A 21,602-nucleotide genomic window follows, 5' to 3' on the forward strand; every position below is an offset into this window, starting at 1 on the left:
CGGATGGCCTACTATTACACGGACGTAACCCGCTTCGACAGGCGCGTTAAGCTATTTTTTTCAGGAATATAATATGCGACGTTGGGGCATTCGCAAAAAGGTGCTGGTGGTAACACTGGTACCCACCCTGCTCACCACCCTGATTCTGGGGCTGTTTTTTACCTATAGCTGGGTTGCCAACATTGAAACCCTGCTACGGGATCGTGGCGAGTCTTTGTCTCGCCAGCTTGCTACCGGCTCGGAATACGGCCTTTTCACTGCAAACCGCAGCCTGCTGGCCAGCCTTTCCAACGCCTTGCTCGAAGAACAGGATGTGCGTTCAATTACATTCTTCGACGCTGACCGCCGCCGTTTGCTGCACACTGGCCCCGGCAGCTCTGACAATCTTGATAGCAAAGAACTGGCCAGCGAACAGGCGAGCAGCATCGCCCGCACAGCCAGCACGCGTTTTGTCACCCCGGTTTTTCTTCAGGATCTGATGATCCAGTCCATGCTCGACCCGGACGCCCGACAGGCTGCGTCGCAACAACGCGAACCTTTGGGATGGGTAGCTGTGGAAATGTCTCACACCCGAACCGAAAAAGAGACATACAAGGCATTGCTGATTTCTCTTTTGCTGGTCCTTGGCGGTGTAGTTTTCAGCCTCCTGATTGCCCTTCGCCTGAGCCGTGCCTTTACCGGACCTGTATTTGAACTGAACGAAGCAGTGGCAAGGCTCAAGGAAGGAAAGCTCAATACCCGGGTTCACACCGGGGCAGGCCCCGAGTTCGAGCAACTGGAGTCCGGTCTGAACGCCATGGCGGAAGAACTGAGCAAAGCTCAGGCCGAAATGCAGCAGAACATTGATCAGGCAACGGAAGACCTGCGCGAAACCCTGGAGACCATTGAAATCCAGAATATTGAGCTGGATTTCGCACGCAAGGAAGCACTGGAAGCCAGTCGCATAAAATCTGAATTTCTGGCCAACATGTCTCATGAAATCCGGACTCCGCTCAACGGTATTATCGGTTTCACAGAGCTGCTGCTGAAAAGTCCCCTGCCCCGCCAGCAGAGAGATCACCTGAGCACGATACGCAAATCCTCGGAAATTCTTCTGACCATTATCAACGACATACTGGATTTCTCGAAGATTGAGGCCGGCAAACTGATCCTTGATCGCGTTCCCTTCCAGCTCAGGGACATAGTGGAAGAAGTGATGGTGATGCTGGCACCTGCTGCCCATAGCAAAAATCTGGATCTGGTGCCCATAGTGTATGACGATGTGCCAGACAACATCATGGGCGACCCCCTTCGGGTCAAGCAGGTGATTACCAACCTGGTAAACAACGCTATCAAATTTACCCAGACCGGTGAGGTAGTCCTGCGGGCGAGCCTTGAAGACGAGAACAAGGAAAACAATCAGGTCACCTTGCGTTTGAGCATTACAGATTCCGGTGTTGGGCTGTCCAGGGCACAGCAACAGTCGCTATTCAACGCGTTTAGCCAGGCTGATGCCTCAACCGCCAGACAGTATGGAGGCACCGGGCTTGGACTCGCGATTTCCAAGCGTCTGGTCGAAGAAATGGGCGGCAACATTGGCCTGCAGAGTGAACTGGGAAAAGGGTCTACCTTCTGGTTTACCCTTACAACTGAGCTCTCGTCCGGCGGCGAAGCGATTGCGCCCAGGGACTCCCTGCGGGGTGAGCGGGTCATCTACCTGGAACACCAGAAAACCTGTGGCCTTGCCGTGGAACATTTACTGCGAAACTGGGGCCTGACGGTTGATCGCGTTGCGTCTCCTGGCGCCATGCAGGAGAAAATTGCAGAAGCCCAGAAGAGCCAGTCGGGGTATGCGGCAGCCATTATCGGAATCACCCGGCATCTTCTTAACTCCAGCCAGTACTGTGGGCTGGTGCGGACGCTGGAGATCGAGCGTGACTGTCGCACTCTGTTACTGACCCCAACCCTTGAAACCCATGACTCATCGCTGTCGGGGCTGGCCAGTGGCCATCTGACCAAGCCCGTATGCCGGGAGGCTCTTTACGACGAACTGCTTCTTCTCGTACATGGCATCAGTACGTTCGGACAAGGCATTTCGCGCCAGGAACATGCCGCCCCCCTGCCCGCTCCTGCCAATATACCTAAAGTGCTGGCCGTCGATGACAACGAAGCCAACCTGAAGCTGGTTATGACCCTGCTGCAGGATCATCAGATAGACGTAGAAGGCGCATCAAGCGGTTTTGAAGCTTTGAGCAAAGCCCGGCAGAAATCTTTTGACCTGGTCTTCATGGATCTCCAGATGCCCGGCATGGATGGCGTGGAAACAACCTCCCGGCTCCGTGAGCTAGACAACAGCAGCCACAGAACAACGATCATTGCTCTCACCGCACATGCATTGGCCGATGAGCAGGAGCGGCTGACCAGACAAGGGTTCGATGGCTATCTTCCCAAGCCTATCAGTAGCGGACAGCTGGCAGAAAGCATACAAGAGTGCACAGGTTATCAATGCCAAAGTACCGAACAGGCCCACCTGTATCCTGTACAGGAAGTCCGGGACACAAGACGCACGCTTAGGCCTTCCACACGAAAGATGCAGCGGGACTGTGTGAGCGTGGCTGAAGGTATCCAGCTTGCAGCTGGCAAGACAGATCTGGCGGAAGAGTTGTTCAGCATGCTGCTGGAGCAGCTCCCGGCTGACCTCGACAAAATTGAACGGTTCTGGAGTAAGCGTAGCCTGGAGAACCTGCTGGAGTGCGTACATAAGCTTCACGGCGCAACCCGTTACTGCGGGGTCCCGGAGCTGCGCTCTGCTGCAAACCGCCTGGAAACAGCCCTGAAACGCTCGGCGCCGGATATGGAACTACAGAAGAGCCAGTTAGTTTCCGCTATCGAGCGGTTGCAGATCTGGAGCGAACAGACTGACTGGCAACAGATGTTCCGGGAGCATCAGCAGCAGGCTGAAACCAACTGAGGCTGCCCCGTATACCCCTGTCAGAGTTGGTCAGACTCTGCCGCGCGCGCGCTCGATAATCGTTTTCATATCCCGGACAGCTTCTTTCAGTCCGCAAAATACTGCTCTGGCAATAATAGCGTGGCCAATATTCAGTTCATTAATGCCAGGGATGGCGGCGACCCGCTCAGTATTGTGATAATGCAGACCGTGGCCCGCGTTCACAATCAGTCCTTTTTTGCGCGCATAAGCTACTGCGTCGGCAAGAACCTCGAATGCCGCGTCTTCCGCCGCTGCACCAACAGCCTCAGCATACTCTCCTGTATGGAGCTCAATAACCGGGGCACCACAGCGCACCGCAGCATCAATCTGGGCCCGATCCGGGTCAATAAACAGGGAAACTTCCGCACCAAGCCTGGCCAATCGTTCACAGGCGCTGGCCACGCGTTCTTCCTGGCCCTCCACATCCAGTCCGCCCTCGGTGGTCAGCTCTTCCCGCTTTTCCGGAACCAGGCAAACACACTCAGGCCGGACTCTCGCAGCGAAATCGAGCATGGACTCAGTGACTGCCATTTCGAGATTCATTTTCGTCTGAAGCACTTCCTTCAGCAGCAACACATCACGATCCTGGATATGACGCCGGTCTTCTCTGGGGTGAATTGTTATACCGTCAGCGCCCGCTTCTTCTGCCATAAGGGCAGCCTGAACAGGATCGGGATAACGGGTTCCCCTGGCCTCACGCAAAGTGGCAATGTGGTCAATATTGACACCAAATAATACTCTGGGATTCATGTGGTTTTACCCTTGGGATGGCTGAAAAGACTGCGACTGTTCAATGGGCGCCCCTGCAACAGATAATCTGTCAGTACACGCATGACCCGCTTTGAGGCCCTCCGGCTTGCAGGCGCGTCATAATCCCCCCCGGCAAGCGCCAGCAACGCGTCGCCAGGCAGGTTCTGCAAGCGCACACCTGCAGAGGCAGAAGCGACAATACCCTGCTCGGGATCATAACAATAGGTGTGGCTTGCGCGGATGGTCTGACCAGTATCCGTCGCCAGATCCCAGGCAAAATCGTAACCCAGAGCCGCAGCAAAAGCCTGCTCGAATCTCCGTAGCACCGGTTCCACGTCAGACGTTTCAGCAAGCAAGGCAAGAGTCTCGATATAAGCAGCAAACAACGTTGGGCAAGGGTCTGCCTGGGGCAATATCCGCTGTATCAACTCATTCAGATACAAACCACTGTACAGAGATACGGTGCGGCGCAATGCCGGGCCATCCCGGACATCTGCCTGGGTCAGGGTTTTCAGGTCGCCGCGCCCAACCCAGCCCAACAACAGGGGCTGAAAAGGCTGGAGCTGGGCTTTTAGCGGACTCCTGCTACTGCTGGCACCTTTGGCAATCACACTCATACGGCCGTGATTGAGAGTAAAAAGATCGACCATCAGGCTGGTTTCCCGCCAAGGCCGTCGATGTATCACATAAGCGGGCTCTTGCTGCAGCGCGTCTCTACTCATAGTGCCTCAGGGTGGGCAGACAGGAGCCTCAGAGGTCGTTCATGCCCAGGCTTTTCAGCGCACGATCACTATCTGCCCAACCGCGTTTCACCTTCACCCACAGTTTCAGCATGACTTTCGTATCAAACATACGTTCCATATCAGCTCTGGCATCCTGGCCAATGCTACGCAGCCTCTCACCCTTATCGCCAATCATGATTTTTTTCTGCCCCTCACGTTCCACAAGGATCAGCGCAGATATATGCAACGTTTTACCGTCACGCTTGAATTCTTCAATTTCTACCGCAACGGAGTATGGCAACTCGGCCCCGAGCTGGCGGGTGATTTTCTCCCGCACCATTTCTGATGCCAGAAAACGCTCGCTCCGGTCTGTTATCTGATCGTCGGGGTAGAAGTGGACGCTTTCAGGCAGAAAACGGCCAACCGCTTCTTCCAACGGCTTCAGGTTGGTTTCTTTCAACGCAGAGACAGGAATAATTTCGGCAAACTCGCGTTTTCTGGAAAGCATATCCAGATGCGGCAGCAGGTTTTCCCTTTTTTCAATCCGGTCTACCTTGTTTACCGCCAGAATGACCGGACAAGTAAGCTTACTCAGCTTTTCCAGCACCATTTCATCAGCGGTAGTCCAGGCAGTCTGGTCAACCACAAACACCACCACATCCACATCAATCAGAGCCGAAGTGGCGGCTTTGTTCATATACCGGTTTATGGCTCTGGGCTCTTCCTGGTGCATGCCTGGTGTGTCCACATAAACCGCCTGCACCGGGCCCATGGTTTTGATTCCCAGAACCTGGTGGCGCGTGGTTTGTGGCTTCCGGGATGTAATGCTCAGTTTCTGCCCCAGAATATGATTCAGTAACGTCGACTTGCCGACATTGGGGCGACCAACAATAGCCACAAAGCCACAACGGCTGTCGGGGTTTTCAGGACGGGTAATATCGTTCATCAGGGTGTCTCCACGCCGAGTTGTTTCAGCGCACTGCGTGCCGCTTCCTGCTCCGCCACGCGGCGACTGCTGCCGACGCCATTGGTTGTCCGGCCCAGCGAAGATAATACACAGGACACGTGAAACGTCTGGTTATGAGCTTCTCCGTCCACAGAAATGACATCGTACCTGGGCAAGGGAAACTGCCGGGACTGGAGGTACTCCTGCAAACGGGTCTTGGGATCTTTCTGAGTATCCTGGAGATCCAGCTGCTTCAGCCTGCCATCAAACCAGCGCAGTATCTGCTCGCGGCAGGTGTGGAAATCACTGTCGAGATAAATGGCGCCGATAATGGATTCCACCGCGTCTGCAAGAATGGATTCGCGACGAAAACCACCGCTTTTCAGCTCTCCTGAACCCAGGCGCAAATAGCTGCCTAACTCGAACTCGCGGCCAATCTCGGCCAGCGTAACACCCTTGACCATTCTGGCCCGCAAACGGCTCAGCTGGCCCTCCCGGGCCTTCTCAAAGTTCAGGAACAGATACTCTGCAATAACCATATTGACAATGGAATCGCCGAGGAACTCCAGCCGTTCGTTATTCTGGTTACCATAACTCCTGTGCGTAAGCGCCAGCATAAGCCGCTCAGGCGACCTGAACTGATAGCCAATGCACCGCTGTAACTGATCAAGATCCGGCTGCGAACTCACTTGCCCTTCATCTCATATCTGTGCTGGAAGTGAACAACCGTATCTATATTGCGAAAGATGTTATTGCGCACTTCATAATCCACATTGATCAGGACAAGCTCACCGTCGTTTTCAATCGTAATATCCTTGGCATCAAAATTCCGGATATTATTTACTCCCAGCCGCTTGTTTATCAAGGTACGGATTTGGGCCGGCCCCATACGGGACAAACCCTCTGTACCATCCAGGCTTTCCAGGGCTTCCTGAATGGTAAGATCGTCCATGTATGCTGGCCCGACTTTGATAACCAGCGTCAGCAAGCTACCGAAAAACAGCACCATAACCATCATTACAAGTGCCGAAGCACCATCCTGACGGCCCATGGCGGATAGATTATTTTTTTTCATTACAACTGAACTCCAGAATAGTCAGAATTATTCAATACTGCCCACACGCTTGAAGGATGGCAGACTGGTAAAGGATTCCCAGTGCATCCAGATCGCAAAGGCCTTACCCACAACAAGATCATCCGGAACCGTACCCCAGTACCGGCTGTCATTGCTGTTATCACGGTTGTCACCCATTACGAAATAATGCCCTTCCGGCACCTGCCACTCGCCTTCACCGGCAGCGCCAGGGCGGCCCATGGTCAGGAAAATGTCATGTTCCACCTCGCCAAGATCTTCCTTTCGTACCTCTACAGGAGGCAACCGCACAACAAACTCGCTTTCAATTTGCTCGCCGTTGATGAAAAGCTGCTTGTCGCGATAGCGTACTGTATCCCCGGGCAGGCCAATCACGCGTTTGATGTAGTTGGTTTCGCCGTCCTTGGGATAACGAAACACCATCACATCCCCCCGTGCCGGATCCCCGATATCCAGCACCTTGGTTCCGGCAACCGGTAAACGCAGGCCATAGGCATACTTGTTGACCAGAATAAAGTCGCCGACTTCCAGAGTTGGCAGCATGGAGCCAGAGGGAATCTGGAAGGGTTCCACAAGGAACGACCGGAGCACCAGAACAATGGCCAGCACAGGGAAAAAGGAACGACTGAGATCAACCAGATAGGGCTCTTTCGGCTCGTCTTCATTTTGAGCCGTATTCTCGGTGGACTCAGCATGGCGCCGCTTACGCCAAAACAGTATATCTGCCAGCCAGATAAGCCCTGACACAAAGGTCAGGACCACCAGAACCAGGGGAAAATCAATATCCATCCAGGTGCCTTTTAATTATCGACTTTCAATACGGCAAGGAACGCTTCCTGAGGCACCTCAACATTACCCAGCTGCTTCATGCGTTTCTTACCTTCCTTCTGCTTCTGGAGCAGCTTCTTCTTACGACTGACATCTCCGCCGTAACATTTTGCGGTTACGTTTTTGCGCAGTGCCTTCACACTGACCCTCGCCACAATCTGGCTTCCTATCGCCGCCTGGATTGCAATATCAAACATCTGCCGGGGAATCAGTTCTTTCATCTTCTCTACGAGCTGGCGACCTTTGTACATCGCCTGCTCTTTATGCACGATCAACGCCAGCGCATCTACACGTTCACCATTGATAAGCACATCTAGGCGCACAAGATTCGCTTGCTGAAAACGAATAAAGTGGTAGTCCAGTGAAGCAAACCCGCGACTGGCAGACTTGATACGATCAAAGAAGTCCAGCACCACCTCTGCCATCGGCAGCTCATAGGTTAGCTGAACCTGATTGGTCGTAAAGTGCATATTTTTCTGAATCCCGCGCTTCTCTTCACACAAAGCAATTACATTTCCCAGGTGTTCCTGGGGAACCAGAATATTTGCTTCAACAATCGGCTCGCGCATTTCCTCAATCGAGCCAATATCCGGCAACTTTGAAGGGCTGTCCACCGACAAAGTCTCGCCCTGACGATTCAATACTTCGTATATAACCGTCGGGGCGGTGGTAATCAGATTAATATCGTACTCACGCTCCAGCCGCTCCTGAATGATCTCCATATGAAGCATGCCCAGGAAACCACAGCGAAACCCAAAGCCCAGTGCGTCGGAACTTTCCGGCTCATAAAACAGTGACGCATCGTTCAGCGTCAGCTTTTCCAACGCATCGCGGAAATCGTTGTAGTCGTCAGCACTGACAGGAAACAGGCCAGCATAAACCTGTGGCTGCACCTTCTTGAATCCCGGCAGCATCGGTGTTTCTGCAGCAAATTTATGGTGCACGATAGTGTCACCGACAGGGGCACCGTGTATGTCTTTTATGCCGGCAACTACAAAACCGACATCACCGGCTTCCAGTATGTCGGTATCGTAGGGTTTGGGATTAAAAATACCCACTTTATCTGCATTCCAGGCTTTACCCGTGGACTTGATAACAATCTTGTCGCCTTTTTTCATGATGCCCTGAGTAACCCGGACAAGAGAGACAACACCCAGATAATTATCGAACCACGAATCAATAATCAGCGCCTGCAGCGGAGCGGAGCGGTCACCCTGGGGTGGTGGTATTTTCTGAATGAGGTCTTCCAGAACATCTTCAACACCCAAACCGCTCTTGGCTGAGCATCGCACTGCATCCGTGGCATCAATACCAATAATGTCTTCGATTTCTGCAGCAACCCGCTCAGGTTCCGCCTGAGGCAAATCCATTTTGTTCAGAACCGGGACCACTTCCAGGCCCTGCTCAATCGCGGTATAGCAATTTGCGACAGACTGGGCCTCCACACCCTGACCGGCATCTACAACCAGAAGCGCACCTTCACAGGCATAGAGTGAGCGCGACACTTCATAGGAGAAATCCACGTGGCCAGGCGTGTCAATAAAATTCAGTTTGTATACCTGACCATCCCGGGCAGTGTAGTGAAGGGTAACGCTCTGGGCTTTGATGGTGATGCCCCGCTCCCGCTCCAGATCCATCGAATCCAGAACCTGCTCGGCCATTTCTCTTTTGGTCAGGCCTCCGCAAACCTGAATAAAGCGGTCTGCCAGTGTGGATTTTCCATGGTCGATGTGGGCGATAATCGAGAAGTTACGGATTCGGCTCAGTTCAGTCACAGACAATGAATACTCATAATAATACGAAGGATTGAGCCCGGAGATGCCAATACAAACTGCCGGGATCCGGGAACGGCGTGATTTTACCGGTAACCGGCCGCCATTGCCATGATCAGAAAATAAGCGAGCGCTCGTACTGCCGGACAAGAAAGCCAATCAGCGCATCTTCGTCCAATGCGTAGCTGAAAAGATTACCCTGGCACTGGGTACACCCGGCCGACTTCAGGAAGCTCAGTTGTTGCGGGGTTTCTACTCCCTCAGCTACAACAGTCAGATGGAGTTTCTGCGCCAGCGCAATTACCGCAGAAGCCACATCAGTTGCGCTGACATTGTATGGAATGTCCCGGATAAACTGATGATCAATTTTTATAACGTCGAGAGGGAGTTGCTGCAAAGCAACCAGAGAACAGGAGCCAGCTCCAAAATCATCCAGAATCAGACAGACGCCAAGATCATTGAGCGATACAAGAAGCTCACGCAACATGCGCGGATCTTCATTCAGCAACTCAACCGGCATTTCCAGCTCCAGTTTCTCTGGCGAAACGCCTGTCTCGGTAATTACCTGCCGGACCATATCAAGAAAGTGGGAATCAACGATTTGTCTTACCGACAGGTTAACTGCCATTTTCAGAGTTTCAAAGCCAGCTCTTTCCAGAGCCTGAACCTGAATACATGCCTGGCGCAACGCCATTTCACCGAGGCGCACAATCAGCCCGGTTTCTTCAGCCAGACCGATAAACTGCTGCGCTGATACCAGACCCTTCTCGGGATGGTGCCAACGGAGAAAGGCTTCAACACCAATCACCCGCTCACTGATCAAATCCACCTTGGGCTGGTAATGCAGTACAAAGCGCTCGTCATCAAGGGCGCTCGCAAGTTCTTCCTGCTGCAGAAGGCGGCGTGCGGCTTTGATATTCATGGCGGGGGTAAAGAACTGGTATGTGTTGCGCCCCATCTCTTTGGCCCGATACATCGCCAGATCCGCATATTTCATCAAGGCTCCGGGGTCTTCGCTATCGTGAGGAATCATGGTTATACCGATACTGACGGTAATACCCACCTCGTGATCACCAAGGCGAACCCGCTGACACAATCTGCGCAGAATTGTTTCCGCAACCTTGGAAGCTGCGTCTGTACCACTGACCTGCGACAGCAACACAACGAACTCATCACCGCCCAGCCTTGCTACAGAGTCTTCTTCCCTTACACAGGCCTCAAGCCACTGCGCCACCTGACACAAAAGCTCGTCGCCCGCGTCATGACCAAGTGTATCGTTAATACGCTTGAACCCATCAAGGTCCAGAAACATCAAAGCAGCCGGCTCTCCGCTTCTGCGACTCCGGCGCACCACATTATCCAGCCGATCACGAAATAACTGGCGGTTTGCCAGCCCGGTTAGCGGATCGTAAAACGCAAGGCGATGCAACTCTGACTGGGCCGCTTTCAATTGGGTCAGGTCACGCAGACTCAGCACCACGCCATGCACCCCTGGCACTGTCAGCATGGACGTATAGGTGCCTTCCATATCCCGCCATTTATCGGTTGCATCACAGATGCGCGCCCGGATTACCGGCATCTGCTTACCCGGTGCATCCATGGCTGCATCAAAACCCTGTCGCAGCATGGGCCAGTCGTCTTCATGTACAACCTTCTCCAACGCAAGCGTCTGAACTTCGTCGGGATCAAACCCGAGAATATCAAAGCTGGAAGGGCTGGCATAAAGCGGCGTACCCTTTTCATCCATAACCAGCGTAACGTTAGCTGCACCCTCCGTAATAGCGCGATATCGCCCGGCACCAATCTGAGCCATAAGGCGGGAATGAATCAGCACCAGGGCAACAACAAAAAGCAAAAGGCTTATTACAAAGCCACTTCCCAGCACAATCGACGGACGAGGATCAGATGACAGATAGTCGAAGGCCGGAGTGGAGCGTGTCTGTAACAGCCAGTCGCGCCCGCCATGACTGACGGTCTGGCTCATTTCGAAACTGAACTCGTTATCCAGCGAACCGAGGTTCGACCCATACATCAGGTTTTCGCGGGCAACCGTTCCATTGTCATAGATGCGGACATCCAGAAACGGTGAAATCAGGCCTACTATGCCGTCCAGGAGGTTGTTCATACGAAACGCACTGAACACGAAGCCCGCCAGCATCATGCGGCGCTCAGCCCGAATATCAGGTACCACCCCACCCTGAAAAACAGGGTAATACATAAGAAAGCTGGCCTGCCCCTCTTCCAGTACTTCCTGAACCAGCACCACTTTCGCCGTTACTGTAGGAATCGCATCGTCACGCGAGCGCTCCATCGCCTTGCGGTGAACGGGATCACTAAAAGCGTCGTAACCCAATGCCTTCCGGTTGCTTTCGGTTCCAGGCTCCAGATACACCATGGGGTAATAGAAAGGACCGCTTCCCAGCGGTTTCACCTTGTAATTGTGAACACCTTCAGCACGCACAGAAGCAATGTGACCGGCCATGTCACGAACACCGATACGTTCTACATATCCGATGCCCTGGATGCCCGGGTAATAACGGTTAATGTCGACTTTATGAACGTATTCCTGCCACTGATCACGGGAAACCTCACCCGCAACCGCGAAGAGCCCCGCGCTGCCTGCCAGAACCTGTTCATAGTTAAGCAGCCGCTCCTCAATAGCAGTTTTCAGCTGCAGCGACTGGGTTCGAAACCGGGCTTCGGTGCGGTCTTCTACCATCCGGATAGAAAACTGCCAGGACAGGACAGTCACGGCGATAGCCACGGCCAGAAGCAGCCATGCCAGCCAGGAGTTACGAAGCTTCAGAAGTTGCGGGAGAGGAAGATCCTTTCTATTCATAATCTGGCCTGATCCGGTCCTTGGCAGCTCTTATTCTTTCTGGGCGGAGCAGTATAGCAAAAGCCCCCAAGTCTGTCGTTTTTAACATCAGATTCGGGGGCTTTTACAACAATTCGCCGCCTTTTCAGGCAGCTACGATCAGGGTTTCATCACAAGATAGATCGCTCTGCCTTGACGCACTATGCGAACCGAGACAACACGCCCCTCTGGCAAGGCTTTGACTGCCGCCCGGAAGTCCTCGACCGACGACACTGCCTTCCTGTTAATTTCGGTGATAACGTCCCGCTCACGTATGCCTGCATTATAGGCAGGCCCTCTGCCAACACTAGTCACAACTACGCCATCGGTTACGCCAATAGAGTCAGCCAGATCCGCAGGAAGAGGCTCAACCGACAGGCCCAGCGGCGCTGATGATGATTCGCCACTAGTGGAAGGTGCTTGCTGAGCCCCGCCTTCGTCTGGCAACTGGCCAATTTTTACGTCCAGCGTGATTTCTTTTCCACCCCGGAGAACGGTAAGGCGAGCCGTCTCACCTACCGGAGTGCGACCTACCATCGGAGGCAGGTCCGACGAGAGCTGGATATCATCTCCATCGTATTCAAGAACGATATCGCCGGACTGCAGACCTCCGTCCTCCGCCGGCGAGCCAGTCATAACCTCGGCAATCAACGCACCTCTCGGGCGCTTCAGCCCGAACGACTCCGCCAGATCACGATTTACTTCCTGGATCAGAACACCCAGCCAGCCGCGGGAAACAACACCCTTATCGCGGATCTGGCGAAATACACTCATGGCATCATCAATGGGGATTGCAAACGAAACCCCCATAAAACCGCCAGAACGGGTATAGATCTGCGAGTTGATACCAATGACTTCACCGTCAAGATTAAACAGCGGGCCACCAGAATTCCCGGGATTAATAGCAACATCGGTCTGAATAAACGGCACATAGTTTTCTGAAGGCAGTGAACGGCCCAGGGCACTGACAATGCCTGCCGTAACCGTGTAATCAAAACCAAAAGGCGAGCCTATCGCGAACACCCACTCACCAACCTTGAGATTTTTGGAACTGCCTGTTTTTACAACCGGCAGATCATCTCCATTCTCTATTTTCAAAACGGCCATATCCGATCGCGGATCGGTACCAACCAGAGTTGCCGGCAATTCACGGCGATCGTTAAGCCGGACGATAATCTCATCGGCGCCTTCGACCACATGATTATTGGTCAATACATAGCCATCAGCAGACACGATAAAACCTGACCCCATGGAGCGTCGCGGCTGAGCCCCGCCTGGTGACCCGCCAAAGGGCGACTGGTGACCACGGAAAAACTCCTGGAAAAATTCCGGCAACTGCTCGAGCTGGCGTTCATCAAAAGGCAGCCCCTGAAAACGGGCATTACCAGTACTGGGAGTACTGGTGGTGCTTATATTCACAACCGCGTCCGCATTTTCCTCAACCAGATCGGTAAAATCAGGCAGCCCCCGGGCGAAGCCTGCCTGACTCCAGGCAGTCATCAGTATAGCGGCCAGCAGCAGCAGCAAATAAGCCGGCACCCTCTGAATGAGTGATGCCGGGGAAAACCGGGTAATCGCTGTTGTCGTTCTCAGCATGTCAGAATCCCCTGAATATCATGTTAGCGAGTCTGAAGGAGAAACCACCCCGGCCGGAATACGGTTAACCCGGAGTAGAATCGGTTCATAGTTGCCGATGTTCCGGCACTGCAATTGCCGGCTTATCAAAAAGCCTGAAGCAAGACCTGCAACAGCTCCCGACATAGCCGCAAGATCACTACCACCCGACAGGTAGTGCCCGAACACACTGGCAACCACCATGAGCAGTAAAGGAAGCGCATATACCAGTAACGAAGCGCCAAGTAGTGCACTTTCGTCGATGCCGAGTGTCACTTCTTCGCCAACACTGGCATTCGTGGAATTAACGACCCGCACCTGATTAGCCCGGCCACCTGAAGCCGAAGCCAGTACTTTCTGCCCGCAGCCATGACGTGCAGTACAGCTCTGGCAGGCACTGGCGCGAATGGTCTGGACCCAGGCGTGCTCACCCGTAACGGCAACGACTTTTCCTGTCTCGGTAATCACATGTCACCCGCACCCAGCGCAAAAGCCTTATTTATCTGTACCGAGTCAGCAACCTGGCGGGCCGCCACTGGCGGTATCTCACCCACAACAGTTACCCGGAATACGCCATTTTCGCTTTGCAGGTTACGCATGTAGATGGTTGTCGCACCCACACGGGAGGCCCCTATGGGCATATTGACTCGGCCTGCAGGCTCGACAAATACAGAGAAGGCTGCCAACCCGTCGGAAAAAGCGACCACCTGCCCTTTTCCTGAAACAGGTGCCGCAGCAGGCTCAAAACCTTCCGGGCGCCAGCCTAGGCTCCACCCTTGCATCCGCGGTACTTTTGAAAATTCATCCTGTGAACCAGAGGCCCGACCATGCTCATTCAGGGTGCGGGAGATTTCACGACCCTCGGTTCGGATTTCAAACTCACTGTCAGCAATATCTTCTGTAATCTCGAGACTGGTGAACTGAAAATGCTCCAGCACTTCGCCACCAGATGAACGCACATGGCTTTTTATCAAAAGCCCGGTAGACTTTTCCAGCCACAAGCGGTGACTGTAACGGCTCTGGTCTTTCGCAGTCAGTGCTACCGCAACCACATCATAGCCAGCAATCCGGTCTTCGCCTTTAAGCTCTGCACGATACCAGCGGCTCAGGGGCGTCAGCTGGCTGCTAAATGCTTCTGCAAAAGTGCCAGAAGGAATAACCTGCTCAAGGTTTACCCTGCCTTGCTCCGGGAGCACGCAGACCACCTTCATCCCCCGGCGAACAATCTCCCCACTGCCTCCGTCCTGCAAAACCAGGCGCTCTTCTACGATGCCATTACGATAGCGATGAGCAATCTGCATCGAGTGCACACTGGAGCCCCGGGCATATACAAACACACCTCTATAGGACGTCATATTAAGGGCGGGCCCCAGCCTTTCAAGCCAGTAGACTGCAGTTTTATCGCCAGCAGCCGCAGATGCCGACATAATCATCAACAGCAAAAATGCAAGGAGCCAACGCAACGACAGATCTGTCGGGCTCAGGCCGAAATACCGGGCTTTGCTCATGAACACCCTCATTTCTTGATATCAGTAGCTGCCATTGGCGCTGACCAGGCGGGCATAGCCCATCGATCCCTGCCCGGCACCCACACTGTTATGTTGAGCATGCTCCAGCAGATAGCGGCTCATATACTCCCACTGCTCTTCATCAAGCCCCTGCAGGGCAACTTCCTGAACCGGCGCATCCTCTCCGGCAGCAACAGAACTGACAGCTTCAGCACCCGGCAGTTCCGCTGCAGGTGCGGAGGCCAAAGCATCGGGGGACACTTCGCCACTCTCCCAGCCTGCGCCAGCACCAAACCCTACAACCAACGCGACGGCGACCATGGCCACTGCCGGCCATTGCCAGCGCCGCGATGCCTCATGAATCGGCGATTTATCCGGCGCCTGCGACCTTGCGCGACCATCCAGTTCCGCGCGAACAGCCGTACTCACATCAACGCCATCTGCCGGTGACTGACCACGGTGCATCAGGTCATGAATACCCTGCCACCTTTGCCACTGATCGCGTATTTCTGCCTGATCCTCATGGGACAACAGGCGTCGGACCGAAAGTTCGTCGGCTTCATCGTCCATCATGGCAGACAATGTTTCTCTGAGACGATCATCCATAGGATGCACCTTCAATTACGTCACGGAATGATTAAGCAGAGGCCCAAGGTGCCGGTCAACGGCATCTCTGGCCCGAAAAATACGCGAGCGCACAGTCCCGATGGGACATTCCAGAATCCGTGCAATATCTTCATAGCTGAGCCCGTCATATTCCCGCAGCAGAAATGCTGACCGCAGCTCCTCTGGCAGACTGGCGATGGCATTGCTTAACTCGGCCTTCAACTGGTCGCGCTGAAGCAGACTCTCCGGCGAAGCGATATCACGCAACCGCCGACCATCATCAAAATTCTCGGCTTCCGCAGAATCTGCACTGCCCTGGGGCCTGCGATTACGGGACTCCAGATGATTTTTTGCGGTATTTACCGCAATACGATAAAGCCAGGTATAAAAGGCGCTATCACCACGAAAGCGATCTATGGCGCGATAGGCCTTGATAAACGTTTCCTGGGTCAGGTCCATGACCTCCTGGCTATCGTAGACGTACCGACTGATGATCGAAGCGACTCTTGACTGATATTTAACCACCAGAAGGTCAAACGCTGCGCGATCCCCGTTCCGGACCTTGCGAACAAGTTGCAGATCTGTCTGGCTATCTGGCTGCTCAGCCTGTTTCTGGTCGTTATCGGGTGCCATGGACGATATGCCGGTACGCTCTGGTTTCATGGCCAGTTTACCGGCCGATACGAGTTTCTGATGGTTCATACTCACTGTCCGGCGCCCGTTTATGGAAACGACGACTCCACCTGCAAGGCGAGTCATCCATCAGCGAAAATAGACAGCAAGCGTAAAGTTTAGTTCAATACACCTCTACATTATGGCCCGCGATAACGACCCGATGCCACAGTCCTATGAATATGATGTTCTCATTATCGGCAGCGGCGCTGCCGGCCTGACCGTTGCGCTCAACCTTCCTGGGCACCTGAAGGTGTGCGTTGTCAGCAAAGCAGCCATCAGCAGCGGAGCGACCCTCTGGGCTCAAGGCGGTATCGCTGCAGTTCTGGATGACAAGGATTCCACCGAAAACCATGTGCAGGATACCCTTGCGGCGGGCGGTGGTCTGTGCAATGAAGACGCCGTGCGCTTTACTGTGGAACACAGCAAGGAGAGCATTGAGTGGCTTATTGGCACCGGGGTTGATTTTACCCGGGACACAGACGCTCAACTCCACCTTACCCGCGAAGGCGGCCACAGCCACCGGCGCATTATTCATGCAGCTGATGCAACCGGGCATGCAGTGTCCACAACCCTGACTGCTCAGGCACAGGCCCGCCCCAACATCGAACTCATGTCGGGAAGAGTTGCTGTGGATCTGATTACCAACCGCAAGCTCGCACTTCCAGGCAACCGATGCGTCGGCGCTTACATACTGAACCTCGAAGATAATCATGTAGAGCTGTTCCGGGCACGCTTCACGGTAATTGCCACCGGCGGAGCCTCCAAGGCATACCGCTACACTACCAATCCCGACGGAGCATCCGGGGATGGAATCGCCATGGCCTGGCGAGCTGGCTGTCGTGTTGCCAACATGGAGTTCAACCAGTTCCACCCCACGTGCCTGTATCACCCTCACGCAAAATCATTCCTGATTTCCGAAGCCGTCCGGGGGGAAGGCGGGCTGCTGAAACTGCCGGACGGCTCCCGCTTCATGGACAACTTTGACAAGCGTGGAGAACTGGCGCCGCGGGATATAGTGGCCCGAGCCATAGACCACGAGATGAAACGGCTGGGCGCAGATCACCTGTATCTGGACATAAGCCACAAACCAGTGGATTTCATTCGGCATCATTTCCCGACCATTTACGAGAAGTGCCTTGAATTTGGCATCGACATTACCCGGGATCCCATTCCAGTGGTGCCAGCCGCACATTACACCTGCGGCGGCATTGTCAGCGATGAACGGGCACGAACAGACATTAATCAGCTTTATGTTGTAGGCGAAGCCGGATTTACCGGGCTTCATGGCGCCAACCGCATGGCCAGCAACTCGTTACTGGAGTGCCTGGTATACGGCCGGGCTGCCGCCGCCGACATTACACGCAGGGAAGCAGACATCCCCCCTCCACCTGAAGCTCCTCCATGGGACGAAAGTAAGGTAAGAGACTCTGATGAAGACGTTGTAATTTCTCACAACTGGGACGAGCTACGTCACTTCATGTGGGACTATGTTGGCATAGTCCGCACTACAAAACGCCTGCAGAGAGCCAAACACCGGGTAGACCTGCTCTCCCGGGAAATCGGGGAGTTTTACAGCAACTACAGAGTAACCAACGACCTTCTGGAACTCAGGAACCTGGTAACCGTATCCGACCTTATTATCTGCGCCGCGATGCAGCGCAAGGAAAGCAGAGGCCTTCACTACACCCTGGATTATCCGGGACTGCTTCCTGAAGCCCGTGATACTGTACTGGTACCCACAACCTACAGAACCCCCTCTCCGTAAAGAAAGGGGCCAAAAGAGTAACCAAGAGAGAAACTATGCAAGACACCCAACCCCTAGCGGATAACTCGGATTTCAACCGTCTCTGGTGGCATAGCCGCCGCGGCATGCTGGAACTCGACGTCCTGCTGATTCCGTTTCTGGAAAAAGCCTACCGGGATTTGGACAAGGAAGACCAGGATCGCTACGAAAAGCTTCTGGTCTGCGAAGATACTGACATGTTCGAGTGGTTCATGCAGCGCAGCCGCCCCGATGACCCTGATCTCCAGCGCATCGTGGACATCATTCTTGCCCGTGTCCAGCCGGATTGATATTGAACTGTCGCGCTGTGTCGGGGCCGGCTGCCTGGCAGCTACCCCGTGGTTAGCAGCCAGCGCCTTCGTGTTGATTGCTGGCGCCGCCGGTCACAAATGGATGTACGTACTGGCCCTGCCAGCTTTAATCGGCGCGGGATTCCAGTTCCGGCTTAATGGATTACTGGCAGGCCCGTCCGCCGTTCTGGGACTGCGCCAGGATCAGGGCACCCTCTATGCACGCCTTGGCAATGGCCAGACCGTGGCGGTGAACGCCAGTCCTTCAAGCCGTATTTGCTCAAAAGCCGCACTCTTGAAACTGCACCCAACCACCTCCAGATATTCCACATATCCGGTTGTGTTACTCTCCTGCAAAGGGATTACCGGTAACGTATCCGAAGATCAGTTTCGCCGGCTGAGAATGTGGTTCCGACTGGGCCGCACTCAGCAATCATTTGAATAGCCTTCTGCCCGGAGTTTTTCCCATGACTGGCATAGAAACACCCGTTTCAGCCACGCCTGCTTACACATCCGCCGAGTTTCCGCCGCCGGCTTCGGGCAGTATTCTGCTAACCAACCGCGTTCTGGTCCGAATCTCGGGCCCGGGCACTGACAAGTTCCTGCAAGGTCAGCTTAGTCAGAGCCTTGATGACGTCAAAGCAGGCTCATCTCCCCGTGCAGCCGGAGCGACACCAAAAGGGCGGGCGTACTGCCTCACGCGCCTGGTGCGCGATGGGGACGACGTCCTGATGGACCTGCCCGCTGAGCTGGCAGAGCCCGTCATGACCCACTTACGCAAATACATCATGCTGTTCCGTGGCACTTCCATGGCGCTGCAAACGGAAAGCCATATCACAGGGCTGCTAGGCGACGAAGCTGCATCAAGGGTTGGCGGAGAGGCACTGAACAGACTGGAATCACCCGGAGACACAATTGAACTGGACTCAGGCTTCCTGATCCGGACAGAAAGCACAGCTAATGGATTGTCCCGTTATGAGCTGTGGCAAACTGACGCAGGGTCCCCTGAACTGAAAGGCATCCCGGAGAAAACCCTCGCCGACTGGCAGGCATCCGAAATTGCGGCAGGAGTTACCATGCTGAGCACGACGACCAGTGAATCCTACGTACCACAAATGCTCAACTGGCAACATCTGGGAGGAATACACTTCAAAAAAGGCTGCTACACTGGTCAGGAAGTGATTGCCCGAATGCACTTTCTCGGGCAGCTCAAAAAGAGCCTGTTCCGTTTTCATGCCGACAACATCGGCTTCGTACCGGCACCGGGAACACCGATAGTAGCGGGAGAGCGCTCAGTGGGAGAAGTCGTCAACGCGGTTGGTTTCAGCAACGGTTCCTGCGAACTGCTTGCGGTTGTCCGGCATGACGCTGCGGATGGCGAGCTGGCTCCGGAAGGCCACCCGGGGTCCCTTTTACAGCTGAAGCCGTTGCCTTACAGTGTTACCGAGCGAGAAAGCAGCGCAAACAATGATACATAAGTTGACATCCAAAGCTGCCAGAATTTGCTATAAATAGCGTTCATAATTATGACCTTCGGGGTGCCAGGCTCGCGCAATAACGCAACGCCCCGAACTGACAAGCGGATCCGTACCGAACTATGTCGAACATTGCTGAAACCATCAGAGCAGATCTCACTGCTGCGATCGAAAACGACAAACTGATACTCCCTACACTGCCGGAAGCTGCGCTTCAGGTGCGCGATATTGCCGAGTCGGAAGACTCAGCCATAGGCGACCTGGTTAAAGTTATCAGCAACGATACAGCACTTTCTGCCCGGATTATTCGCGTTTGCAATAGCCCGCTTTTCCGCGGGAACCGTGCAATTGAGAACCTGAACATGGCAGTAAGCCGCCTCGGTATGGCTTACACCAGCAACCTGGCCATGGGCCTGGCAATGCAGCAAATGTTCCAGGCAACCTCCGACATGATTGACCAACGCCTGCGCGCGACATGGCAAACCAGTACCGAAGTGGCCGGCGTATGTCATGTACTCGCCCAGCATTACACAAAGCTGAAGCCTGACCAGGCTACTCTGGCCGGTCTGGTACACCTGATTGGCGTACTGCCCATACTACGTTATGTAGAAGATGAAGATGTGCAGATCAGCAGTACAATGCTGGACCAGATCATTGAAGATCTCCACCCGCGAATCGGTACGGCCATTCTCAAGAAATGGGATTTTCCTAAAGATCTTCAGAACGTGCCTATGGACTACGCCAACTTCCAGAGAGAGGTACCTTCAGCCGACTACGCAGATTTGGTCATGCTGGCCAACCTTCAGTTGGTTGCCGGATCCCAGCATCCATGGACAGAGATGGACTGGTCTGCAATCTCGGCTTTTGATCGCCTTGGCCTGGACCCGAATCTTGACATGAGTGAAGAGGAAGACCTGAACGCCCAAATGGAAGCCGCTATGGCCTTGCTGCAATAGGTTCAGGCACCCTTACAGCTGGCAATCAGGTCAGCTTTGGGTGGCAGCTCCCAGTTTACTGGTACCCGCCCTTGCTCCCGGAGCCATTCATTGGCCCGGGAGAAATGCTTACAACCAAAGAATCCACGATAAGCACTGAGCGGAGACGGATGCGGCCCTTCCAGCACCAGATGCCGGCTACGATCGATGTGCTGCCCCCTCTTCCTGGCATAACTGCCCCATAGCAGAAACACAACTCCTTCACGCTCACGATTGACGACTTCAATCACACGATCGGTAAACGTCTCCCAGCCTCTTCCCTGATGTGCTCCCGCCTGCCCCTGAACAACAGTGAGCACACTGTTCAATAACAAAACACCCTGCTCAGCCCATGGCTGCAGGCAGCCATGGTCCGGCGGAGCAATACCCAGATCACTCTGAATTTCCTTGAACATATTAACGAGTGAAGGGGGTGGAGGGACGTCAGGCCTTACTGAAAAACACAGACCATGGGCCTGCCCGGGACCGTGGTAAGGGTCCTGCCCGAGAATGACAACACCTACCTGATCCAGCGGTGTGCTGTTAAGGGCATTGAAACGGTGGGCACAGGCCGGGAAGAGTATCTTCCCGGTGCTTTCTTCTGCAGCCAGAAACTCCGCCAGCGCCTGCATATAGGGCTGACGGAACTCATCCGCAAGGTGTTCTTTCCAGCCCCGGTCGGGCCTGAGATGGCTTGCCAGAACCTCAACCGGATGCATACCTGCTCCCTGCGCTCAG

The 21,602-nt window shown here is 54.2% G+C and carries 20 protein-coding genes; 6 read left to right on the forward strand and 14 right to left on the reverse strand.

The annotated features are described in order from the left end of the window. Nucleotides 1-73: 73 nt before the first annotated feature. On the forward strand, nt 74-2,950 hold the full coding sequence (locus tag CPA50_RS14930; RefSeq protein ID WP_096783325.1) for an ATP-binding protein: 2,877 nt from the start codon (nt 74-76) through the stop codon (nt 2,948-2,950). Between the two features lie 30 nt (nt 2,951-2,980). On the opposite strand, the gene pdxJ is transcribed toward CPA50_RS14930, so the two are convergent. The 13 genes from pdxJ to rpoE all read right to left on the reverse strand — a co-directional run bounded on the left by pdxJ (nt 2,981) and on the right by rpoE (nt 16,369). Then, on the reverse strand, nt 2,981-3,721 hold the full coding sequence (pdxJ, locus tag CPA50_RS14935) for a pyridoxine 5'-phosphate synthase (RefSeq protein ID WP_096783326.1): 741 nt from the start codon (nt 3,719-3,721) through the stop codon (nt 2,981-2,983). Beyond that, a complete protein-coding gene (gene recO / locus CPA50_RS14940) occupies nt 3,718-4,443 on the reverse strand; it encodes a DNA repair protein RecO (RefSeq protein WP_096783327.1) in 726 nt (241 codons plus the stop codon). Before recO ends, pdxJ begins: the two co-directional genes overlap by 4 nt. 28 nt (nt 4,444-4,471) lie before the next feature. Then, nucleotides 4,472-5,389 carry a GTPase Era gene (gene era / locus CPA50_RS14945; RefSeq protein WP_096783328.1) on the reverse strand — a complete coding sequence of 306 codons (918 nt, stop codon included), beginning with the start codon at nt 5,387-5,389 and terminating at the stop codon, nt 4,472-4,474. Beyond that, the gene (gene rnc, locus CPA50_RS14950) at nt 5,389-6,078 is read right to left on the reverse strand and encodes a ribonuclease III (protein WP_096783329.1); all 690 of its coding nucleotides are present in this window, start codon (nt 6,076-6,078) and stop codon (nt 5,389-5,391) included. The genes era and rnc overlap by 1 nt, the downstream gene beginning before the upstream one ends. Continuing rightward, nucleotides 6,075-6,464: a DUF4845 domain-containing protein gene (locus CPA50_RS14955; RefSeq protein WP_096783330.1), complete on the reverse strand. Its 390-nt coding sequence runs from the start codon at nt 6,462-6,464 to the stop codon at nt 6,075-6,077. Before CPA50_RS14955 ends, rnc begins: the two co-directional genes overlap by 4 nt. Nucleotides 6,465-6,491: 27 nt before the next feature. Further along, complete coding sequence (lepB, locus tag CPA50_RS14960; protein ID WP_096783331.1) at nt 6,492-7,271, reverse strand: signal peptidase I; 780 nt, start codon at nt 7,269-7,271, stop codon at nt 6,492-6,494. Nucleotides 7,272-7,282: 11 nt separating this feature from the next. Further along, nucleotides 7,283-9,085, reverse strand: coding sequence for a translation elongation factor 4 (gene lepA, locus CPA50_RS14965; RefSeq protein ID WP_096783546.1), 1,803 nt, complete (start codon nt 9,083-9,085; stop codon nt 7,283-7,285). A gap of 112 nt (nt 9,086-9,197) precedes the next feature. After that, nucleotides 9,198-11,921: an EAL domain-containing protein gene (locus tag CPA50_RS14970; RefSeq protein WP_227519669.1), complete on the reverse strand. Its 2,724-nt coding sequence runs from the start codon at nt 11,919-11,921 to the stop codon at nt 9,198-9,200. Nucleotides 11,922-12,059: 138 nt separating this feature from the next. Then, a complete protein-coding gene (locus tag CPA50_RS14975) occupies nt 12,060-13,439 on the reverse strand; it encodes a DegQ family serine endoprotease (protein WP_264754011.1) in 1,380 nt (459 codons plus the stop codon). Nucleotides 13,440-13,553: 114 nt separating this feature from the next. Next, a complete protein-coding gene (locus CPA50_RS14980) occupies nt 13,554-14,021 on the reverse strand; it encodes a SoxR reducing system RseC family protein (RefSeq protein WP_096783333.1) in 468 nt (155 codons plus the stop codon). Continuing rightward, complete coding sequence (locus tag CPA50_RS14985) at nt 14,018-15,061, reverse strand: MucB/RseB C-terminal domain-containing protein (protein WP_096783334.1); 1,044 nt, start codon at nt 15,059-15,061, stop codon at nt 14,018-14,020. The genes CPA50_RS14980 and CPA50_RS14985 overlap by 4 nt, the downstream gene beginning before the upstream one ends. A 21-nt stretch (nt 15,062-15,082) precedes the next feature. Then, a complete protein-coding gene (locus CPA50_RS14990; protein ID WP_096783335.1) occupies nt 15,083-15,667 on the reverse strand; it encodes a sigma-E factor negative regulatory protein in 585 nt (194 codons plus the stop codon). A 15-nt stretch (nt 15,668-15,682) separates the two neighbouring features. Further along, nucleotides 15,683-16,369, reverse strand: coding sequence for an RNA polymerase sigma factor RpoE (gene rpoE / locus CPA50_RS14995; protein WP_096783336.1), 687 nt, complete (start codon nt 16,367-16,369; stop codon nt 15,683-15,685). 133 nt (nt 16,370-16,502) lie between these two features. On the opposite strand from rpoE, the gene nadB reads away from it, so the two are divergent. The 5 genes from nadB (at nt 16,503) to CPA50_RS15020 (ending at nt 20,846) form a co-directional block, all read left to right on the forward strand. After that, nucleotides 16,503-18,107: an L-aspartate oxidase gene (gene nadB / locus CPA50_RS15000; protein ID WP_179397242.1), complete on the forward strand. Its 1,605-nt coding sequence runs from the start codon at nt 16,503-16,505 to the stop codon at nt 18,105-18,107. A 35-nt stretch (nt 18,108-18,142) separates the two neighbouring features. Next, nucleotides 18,143-18,415 carry a succinate dehydrogenase assembly factor 2 gene (locus CPA50_RS15005; RefSeq protein WP_096783338.1) on the forward strand — a complete coding sequence of 91 codons (273 nt, stop codon included), beginning with the start codon at nt 18,143-18,145 and terminating at the stop codon, nt 18,413-18,415. After that, entirely contained in the window at nt 18,399-18,860 is a 462-nt protein-coding gene (locus CPA50_RS15010; protein ID WP_096783339.1) for a hypothetical protein, read from the forward strand. Before CPA50_RS15005 ends, CPA50_RS15010 begins: the two co-directional genes overlap by 17 nt. 22 nt (nt 18,861-18,882) lie before the next feature. Further along, nucleotides 18,883-19,893 (forward strand): YgfZ/GcvT domain-containing protein, encoded by a 1,011-nt coding sequence (locus tag CPA50_RS15015; RefSeq protein ID WP_096783340.1) that lies wholly within the window; start codon nt 18,883-18,885, stop codon nt 19,891-19,893. A 119-nt stretch (nt 19,894-20,012) separates the two neighbouring features. Then, nucleotides 20,013-20,846, forward strand: coding sequence for an HDOD domain-containing protein (locus tag CPA50_RS15020; RefSeq protein WP_096783341.1), 834 nt, complete (start codon nt 20,013-20,015; stop codon nt 20,844-20,846). 2 nt (nt 20,847-20,848) lie between these two features. Here CPA50_RS15020 and ung read toward each other — a convergent pair whose 3' ends face one another. Beyond that, nucleotides 20,849-21,583, reverse strand: a complete 735-nt coding sequence (gene ung, locus CPA50_RS15025; RefSeq protein ID WP_096783342.1) for a uracil-DNA glycosylase — start codon at nt 21,581-21,583, stop codon at nt 20,849-20,851. Nucleotides 21,584-21,602: the final 19 nt, after the last annotated feature.

The sequence above is a fragment of the Marinobacter sp. ANT_B65 genome, assembly GCF_002407605.1.
In the GTDB taxonomy this organism is placed as follows: Bacteria; Pseudomonadota; Gammaproteobacteria; order Pseudomonadales; family Oleiphilaceae; genus Marinobacter.